Source organism: Streptomyces sp. ATLC9 (assembly GCF_057196705.1).
Window position 1 is genome coordinate 22,269 of record NZ_JBXUOY010000036.1, and the last position, 6,794, is coordinate 29,062.

Consider the following 6,794-nt stretch of genomic DNA (forward strand, 5'->3'; position numbering starts at 1 on the left):
GGAACTCGCCGGCCCCCGAGGCGGACCGGCCGCCGCGGGCGGCCACGGCCCGTCCCGGCCGGCCACGCGGGGTCCCGGCCACCGGCCACCGCTTTGCGCCCGGTACCCGATGACGTCCGCACTCCCCGGGCAGGGCACACGGAACGTACGGCCGGTCCCCGTGGGCCCGCGGAGAGATGGCGGAGAGAGCGGCGGACTACGGTTCCCACGCGGCACACCCGCATTTGTCCCGCCGACAGCGGCGCGGACCAGGCGGCCGTCCAACCTCCGGCTCCGCACACGCGACAGGAAGGCTCCGGGCATGGCCGACGAGAAGGTTCTGGAGGCCCAGCGATGGGTCAACGCCACCTATGGCGGAGTGAGCGGTTACGTTCGCTGTCCCGAGGATGGCAGGACCGGCTGGTCCACCATGTACTCGCTGGTGATGGGACTCCAGCACGAACTCGGGATATCCCCGGTCGTCGCCAGCTTCGGGCCGACCACCGTGGCGCGGTTCGAGGCGCTGGGCGAGATCGGCTTCGGATGGGACCAGAACCGGAACATCGTCGCCATCCTCCAGCACGGCCTGTTCTGCAAGGGCTACTGGGGCGTCGAACCCAGTAGCCACGGCTGGTACACCGGTGTCACGCGGGAAGCGGTCAAGAGTCTGCGCTCCAACATGGGCATCTCCGAGGGCGAGGGCACGGTCAATGCCAAGATCGCCAGGTGCATCCTCAACATGGACGCCTACGTGGTCGTGGCCGGCGGCACGGAGAAGATCCGCGACATCCAGCGGTGGCTCAACGGCCGCTACTGGCAGAGGGACGCCTACAACATCGGCCCCGCCGACGGCCTGTACTCCCGTGATGTGCAGAAGTCGCTGATGATCGGCCTGCAGTACGAGCTGGGCGTCGGGGCCCCGAACGGCAACTTCGGCCCCGGCACCCAGGCGGGACTGCGGTCCCATCCCGTGCGGCACGGCGACTCCGGCATCTTCGTGGAACTCTTCACCGCCGCCTGCGTCTTCAACGAGCCGGTGATCCTGCGCGGTCTGGACGACTCGGAGGTCCGCACCACCCGCAAGGAGCACTTCGACGACAAGACGAAGGAATTCGTCGAGATCTTCCAGGAGTTCTCCCAGCTCTACCGCAGTACTGACGCCAACCACGGCGTGGGCGACTACGACACCTGGGCGCAGCTGCTGGTGTCCATGGGAAACCCGGACCGCGAGGCCACCGGCTCGGACACCCGATTCGAGATCACCGCTTCCCGGGCCAACTGGCTGCGCGGCAACGGCTACCGCCTGGTGGGCCGGTACCTGTACGACCCGCCGGGCTCCACCCTCGACAAGGAGATCAAGCCGGGGGAGCTGCAGACCATCTTCGACGCGGGCCTGCGTGTCTTCCCCATCTACCAGGACAACGCCCGGCGGCTCTCCGACTTCACCTACAGTCAGGGCTACCAGCACGCGCTCAACGCCCACGACCTGGCCACCCAGTACGGTTTCAACCGGGGCACCACCATCTACTTCGCGGTCGACTACGACGCCCAGCAGTGGGAGATCGACGGTCACCCGGAGGGCATCGTCACCTACTTCAACGGGGTGGTGGCCGGTCTGGCGAGCCGGGGCAAGAAGTACTTCCACGGTGTCTACGGCTCCCGCAACGTGTGCATCAACGTCACCAGGAGGACCGGAGCCCGTTTCTCCTTCGTCTCCGGCATGTCCTGGGGCTTCTCCGGGAACCTCGGCTACCCGCTGCCCGCGAACTGGGCGATGAACCAGATCAAGGAATTCAAGGTCGTCAACGGCTCCGACACCTTCGACCTGGACCGGGATGTATGGCGCACCGGCACCGAGCCCGGTGTGCGGTCGGTGAACGACTCCGCCGGCCCCGCCGACACATTCATCGCCTATGTGTCCCGGCTCTACAACCACGCCGTCGCGTACAAGGCCGAGAACGGCGTCGGCACGAACGCCAGCCGGCTGGTGATGGAGTACATCCGGCACGAGAAGTACAACGGCATCGCCTGGTGGTGGCTGGCCAACAGCTACGACGGCGACTTCGTGGAGTACTGCAACAGCCGGGGGGAGTCGGTCCAGGAGTCGTTCACCGACCCGATCACCGGCTACGACCTCGACGCCACCCACATGATGGCCACCGCCAACGGCTTCCTGGAGAACTCCGACCCCGGTGACAAGGGGACCGCGACCGGTGGCGACGTGGCCGGCTGGGGCGGCGACATCATGACCTTCTGGGCGGACTGGCGGAACTCCGAGGAGGAGTACGCCTCCCCCCGCGCCTTCTGCGAGGCCAAACTGGCCGTGCCCGGCACCGTCTCCAGCTTCGGCTTCACCGACATGGTCGAGGACGCCGACGGGTACCTGCTGGCGAAGCACGTCGCGGGCGGCGGGACCGTCGTCGGCTGGATGAACGACCACTACGAGAACGGGGGCGGGCTGACCCGCTTCCGGGACCACTTCGACCGGCGCTTCCAGACCGCCGCCAAGGCCCGCTCGGCGTGCCGGGACATCCTGCTCGGCGGGGACGACGTCACCATCGACCTCGCTCTCCTCAAACTCATCACGGGTGCCGGTGCCGCGCTGCCGGGCGACTACATCCTCCTGCCGGGAGGCGGGGACAAGTTCGACTCCTTCTGCCAGGGGTTCGCCGACCGCCAGCTCAGCCTGATCGGCCTGGAGAACAACCTGGCCGGCCGGTACCGGCAGAACCTGAGGACCTTCCGTGAGCAGGCCGCTGCCCGAGGCGACGCGAAGGGCGTGCAGAGTTGACCCATGGGTTTGCTCCTCGTACTGCTGATATTCGTGGTGCCGGCCGGTCCGGGACTGTGGTTCTGGGGCCGGTCGCTGGCCGGCGGGCGGTGGCGGCGCAGCGCCGGCTGGTTCGCCGGAACGGCCGTGCTGCTCCTGCTGGGCACCGGGATCACCTATCTCGTCGGCTCCATGGCCGGAGCGTCGCTGGATCCGGAGGAGGCGTGTCACGCCGCCGGCCAGACCTATGACCGGGCCTACCGCAGGGCTCACTTCGAAGAAAACACACAGTGGTTCCCGCTGCACGACAAATGCCACGCGGACTACGACCTGGTGCCGGGCTGGGTGAATCCGGCACTGGTCGTCCTGCCCGTCCTGGCCGTCGCCTGCCTGGCGTACGCCGTACGGCTGGCTGTCATCCATCGACGCACCGAGAAGGGCACTTGAGTGAACGAGTTGACCAGACGCCGCGTTCTGGGCGCAGGGGCAGTGCTGGCCGGAGCCGTCGCCCTCGGGTCACCGGGCACGGCGCCACCCGCCGCGGCGGCCGCGCCGGGGGGCGCATGGACCGCGCGCCGGTCCGCCAACGGCTGGGAGATCCTGGGGGAGGCCGTGTCGTACGGCATCGAGGGCAGCGGACGGTCCGTCCGCCTCGCGGACGGCGACGCCGCGACGATCCTGCTGCACGTCGCCCGCCGCTTCCACTACGAGATCGACCAGCTCCGGGAGGGCGACGTGCGCGGGCACCGCACCTCCCCCGAGATCCGGGAGCCGTACGAGTCGAACTACCTGTCCGGCACGGCGATCGAGATCAGGCCGCGGGCCTATCCGATCGGCGCCGAGAACGGCTTGTACCCGCTGGAACTCGTGGTGATCCGTGACATCCTCGCCGAACTCGACGGTGTGGTGGCATGGGGCGGAGACTTCAGGACACCCAAGGAATCCCACTTCGAGATCGCCCTCGGCCCCGGCCATCCGAAGGTCGAGGGCATCGCCCGCGAGATCGCCGGCTGGAACACCGGCCCGGGCGACGAGGGAGCCGGAGCGACCGACGCCTTCGATGCCGAACGACGCCGGCACGCCCGCGCCTTCGCCCGCCGCACCGCGGCCTGACCCGGACCACCGGTCCTGTCCGCCGTCCGGCCCTTCACCCGGCCGGCGCACATGCCGACCGCTCCGCCGGGGTACCTCACCCGTCCGTACATCGTCTACCGCGGCCGGGACGCGCAGCTGGGCACGCGTGCTCCCCGGCGCGGATGGGAGAGTGCCCGATGATCACTCCGCAAGGCGGTCCCGAGCCGGAGCACGAGAAGCACCCCGCCGGAGAGGCGGCGGGGCTGAAGGCCCAGGGGGAGTGGCTGCTGGCCGAGGCGGGAGCGGCCGATTCCGGGCGGAGGGCGCAGACCGTCGTCAAGGTCCCCGGACTCAGTGTGACCCTGATGGCACTGGCCGCCGGCCACGGGCTGGCCGAGCACCAGACGCCGGGGGCCGCGACACTGCTGTGCCTGACCGGCCGGGTGACGCTGAACACCGTCGAGCGGGAGTGGGAGCTCGGCCCGGAGGACCTCATCGCCATCCCCGCGGAGCGCCACCGGCTGACCGCCGACACCGACGCCCTGGTGCTGCTCACCGTCCGGCTGGACTGACGCCGCCGGGCGACCGGGCAGGGCCGGACGGGAGGAGGGACAGGCCCCCGGCCGGGGAGGCCGGGGTGTCCGGGCAGGGCGCCCGCGGGGCGAAAGGGTTCAGACGGTCCCGGCGGGCGAGACGTCCTCCAGCACCCGGCCGGTCACCAGCTCGGCCTCGATCCGTACATGCGCCCCGTCCTCGACCGGAGCCCGGGACAGCGGTCCGGACCGGCCCAGCCGCCCGGCCTCGCCCGGGTCGGTCACCAGCGAGGCGCGCCCGGTGACCACCACGCTCCAGCCGGAGCGCGTCGCCTCGTCGAACCGGTCCACCTCGAAGGCGACCACACTGCCGTCCACCGCGCGGGCCATCCGGGACGAGCCGGAGGTGCGCAGGACCACCGCCTGGTCACGGTCCAGGAAGAAGTTGACGGGGAGGACGGCGGGCAGCGCGTTCTCGGTGTAGACGATGCGTCCCAGAGGGACCTGCGCCAGCAGGTCCAGGCACTCCCGCCGCTCGAGTTCGCGGAAGCCGTCGTGTCGGTGCATGCCTTCATGGTGCGCGCGCCGCCGGGGAGGGGATAGGGCCGGTCGGCCCCATCCGGGGCGGAAACGGGCGGGACCCGTACCGGTGCACTGCCCCGCCCCGGTACGCCGGACCCACCCGCTCGCGCGGGTCCCGCCGCCCGTGCTCAGCGCGGCTGCCGTCCCGGGGCGTGCGGGGTGGTCTGGGTGGCGATGACGGCGGCCTGGACGCGCCGCTCCACCCCCAGCTTGGCCAGCAGCCGGGAGATGTTGTTCTTGACCGTCTTCTCCGACAGGTACAGCTGCCGGCCGATCTGCCGGTTGGTCATCCCCTCGCCGATCAGGGCCAGGATGTCGCGCTCGCGGGGCGTCAGCGAGGCCAGCGCGGCGTCCTGCGGCTCCTCGGCGGGCTCCTCGGTGTCCCGCACCCGCAGACTGTTCATCAGCCGGGCCGTGGTCGCCGGGTCCAGCATGGACTGCCCGGAGGCGACGGTGCGCACGGCGGCGATCAGGTCCGAGCCCTTGATCTGCTTGAGGACGTAGCCGGAGGCGCCGGCCATGATCGCGTCCAGCAGCGCGTCGTCGTCGTCGAACGAGGTCAGCATCAGACAGGCCAGCTCCGGCATCCGCGAGCGCAGCTCACGGCAGACGGCGATGCCGTTGCCGTCGGGCAGGCGCACGTCCAGCACGGCCACGTGCGGGCGCAGGGCCGGGCCGCGGGAGAGGGCCTGCTCGGCCGTGCCGGCCTCGCCGACCACCTCGATGTCGGGCTCGGCGTCCAGCATGTCGCGCACGCCGCGCCGTACGACCTCGTGGTCGTCGAGGAGGAACACCCGGATCGGGTCCTGTGGGGAGAACTGCTGGGCCTGGGTCATAGGGATCCTTCACGCTGTCGGTCAGGGGCACGCACCCCGCCCATGATCCTGCCCCGGCCCGCCCGCCCGGCACCAGGGCCCATCGGCCCCGCCGCCCGTAAGCGCGGGGGACCCGCGGCCGGCCGCTCGCGGCGCGCCCACCCCGTACGCAGCCTGTGCCGCCGACGGCCGCCGGTGACCTGCCGGTGGCAGCCGGCAGGTCACGCGGGCCGCTCCAGGTCGAACCCGACGTCCACCACCCCCTCCACCGACCGCGCCATCCGGGCGGCCACCGGGACCAGGGTGGTGTCGCGGATCTCGCCGGTGAAGGTCACCACGCCGTCCGCCACCCGCACCCCCACGCCCCGGCCACCGCCGGGGAAGAGGAGCTCGACGACATCCCGGCGCACCTGCCGGGCGATGTCCTCGTCCGGGCGCAGGAAGACCTTCAGCAGGTCCCCGCGGCTGACGACGCCGACCAGCAGGCCGTCCGCGTCGGTCACGGGCAGGCGCTTGACGCGCCGGCGCGCCATGATCCGCGCCGCCTCGGCCAGGGTGGCGCGGGCGTGGACGCACACCGCCGGCGAGGTCATCAGCTCGCCCGCGGTCACCGCCCCCACCCGGGCCAGCTCCTCCGGGCGCCGGAACTGCTCCATGCGACTGGGGTCGCCGTCCCGGAACTCCTCCTTGGGCAGCAGATCCGCCTCGGAGACGACGCCGACGACGCGGCCCTCGCCCTCCAGCACCGGCAGAGCACTGACCTTCCACTGCTCCAGGGTCATCACGATCTGCTTGAACGGGGCGTCCCGTCCGATGGAGACGACGGTCTGGCTCATCACGTCGCCGACGGTGTGCGGCACGTGCGGCGCGCCGTCCACGGTGTCCACGCTGCCCGTGCCGTCCATGCCGTCCATGCCGTCCATGGCCTCCTCCTCGAAATCGTCCGTCGGGGGGGGGGGGGGGGGGGGGGGGGGGGGGGCGGGGGGGGGGGGGCGGGGGCGGGGGGGGGGGGGCGGCGCGGGGGGGGGGGGCGCGGGCGCG

The 6,794-nt window shown here is 71.6% G+C and carries 8 protein-coding genes; 5 read left to right on the forward strand and 3 right to left on the reverse strand.

What is annotated here, in order from left to right; genetic code table 11:
* Nucleotides 1–301: 301 nt before the first annotated feature.
* The 5 genes from AC2CJA_RS06550 to AC2CJA_RS06570 are packed head-to-tail and all read left to right on the forward strand — an operon-like array spanning nucleotide 302 to nucleotide 4,395.
* On the forward strand, nucleotides 302–2,770 hold the full coding sequence (locus AC2CJA_RS06550) for a glycoside hydrolase domain-containing protein (RefSeq protein ID WP_484601706.1): 2,469 nt from the start codon (nucleotides 302–304) through the stop codon (nucleotides 2,768–2,770).
* Between the two features lie 3 nt (nucleotides 2,771–2,773).
* A complete protein-coding gene (locus AC2CJA_RS06555; RefSeq protein ID WP_484601707.1) occupies nucleotides 2,774–3,196 on the forward strand; it encodes a hypothetical protein in 423 nt (140 codons plus the stop codon).
* Nucleotides 3,197–3,862: a hypothetical protein gene (locus AC2CJA_RS06560; RefSeq protein WP_484601708.1), complete on the forward strand. Its 666-nt coding sequence runs from the start codon at nucleotides 3,197–3,199 to the stop codon at nucleotides 3,860–3,862.
* Nucleotides 3,863–3,877: 15 nt separating this feature from the next.
* Nucleotides 3,878–4,024 carry a respiratory nitrate reductase subunit gamma gene (locus AC2CJA_RS06565; protein ID WP_484601714.1) on the forward strand — a complete coding sequence of 49 codons (147 nt, stop codon included), beginning with the start codon at nucleotides 3,878–3,880 and terminating at the stop codon, nucleotides 4,022–4,024.
* Nucleotides 4,021–4,395: a cupin domain-containing protein gene (locus AC2CJA_RS06570; RefSeq protein ID WP_484601709.1), complete on the forward strand. Its 375-nt coding sequence runs from the start codon at nucleotides 4,021–4,023 to the stop codon at nucleotides 4,393–4,395. Before AC2CJA_RS06565 ends, AC2CJA_RS06570 begins: the two co-directional genes overlap by 4 nt.
* Nucleotides 4,396–4,494: 99 nt before the next feature.
* Here the strand turns inward: AC2CJA_RS06570 and AC2CJA_RS06575 are convergent, their stop codons facing one another.
* The 3 genes from AC2CJA_RS06575 to AC2CJA_RS06585 all read right to left on the reverse strand — a co-directional run bounded on the left by AC2CJA_RS06575 (nucleotide 4,495) and on the right by AC2CJA_RS06585 (nucleotide 6,667).
* Nucleotides 4,495–4,923, reverse strand: a complete 429-nt coding sequence (locus AC2CJA_RS06575) for a pyridoxamine 5'-phosphate oxidase family protein (RefSeq protein ID WP_484601710.1) — start codon at nucleotides 4,921–4,923, stop codon at nucleotides 4,495–4,497.
* A 143-nt stretch (nucleotides 4,924–5,066) separates the two neighbouring features.
* Complete coding sequence (locus AC2CJA_RS06580; protein ID WP_484601711.1) at nucleotides 5,067–5,774, reverse strand: response regulator; 708 nt, start codon at nucleotides 5,772–5,774, stop codon at nucleotides 5,067–5,069.
* A gap of 200 nt (nucleotides 5,775–5,974) precedes the next feature.
* Entirely contained in the window at nucleotides 5,975–6,667 is a 693-nt protein-coding gene (locus AC2CJA_RS06585; protein WP_484601715.1) for a CBS domain-containing protein, read from the reverse strand.
* Nucleotides 6,668–6,794 lie beyond the last annotated feature (127 nt).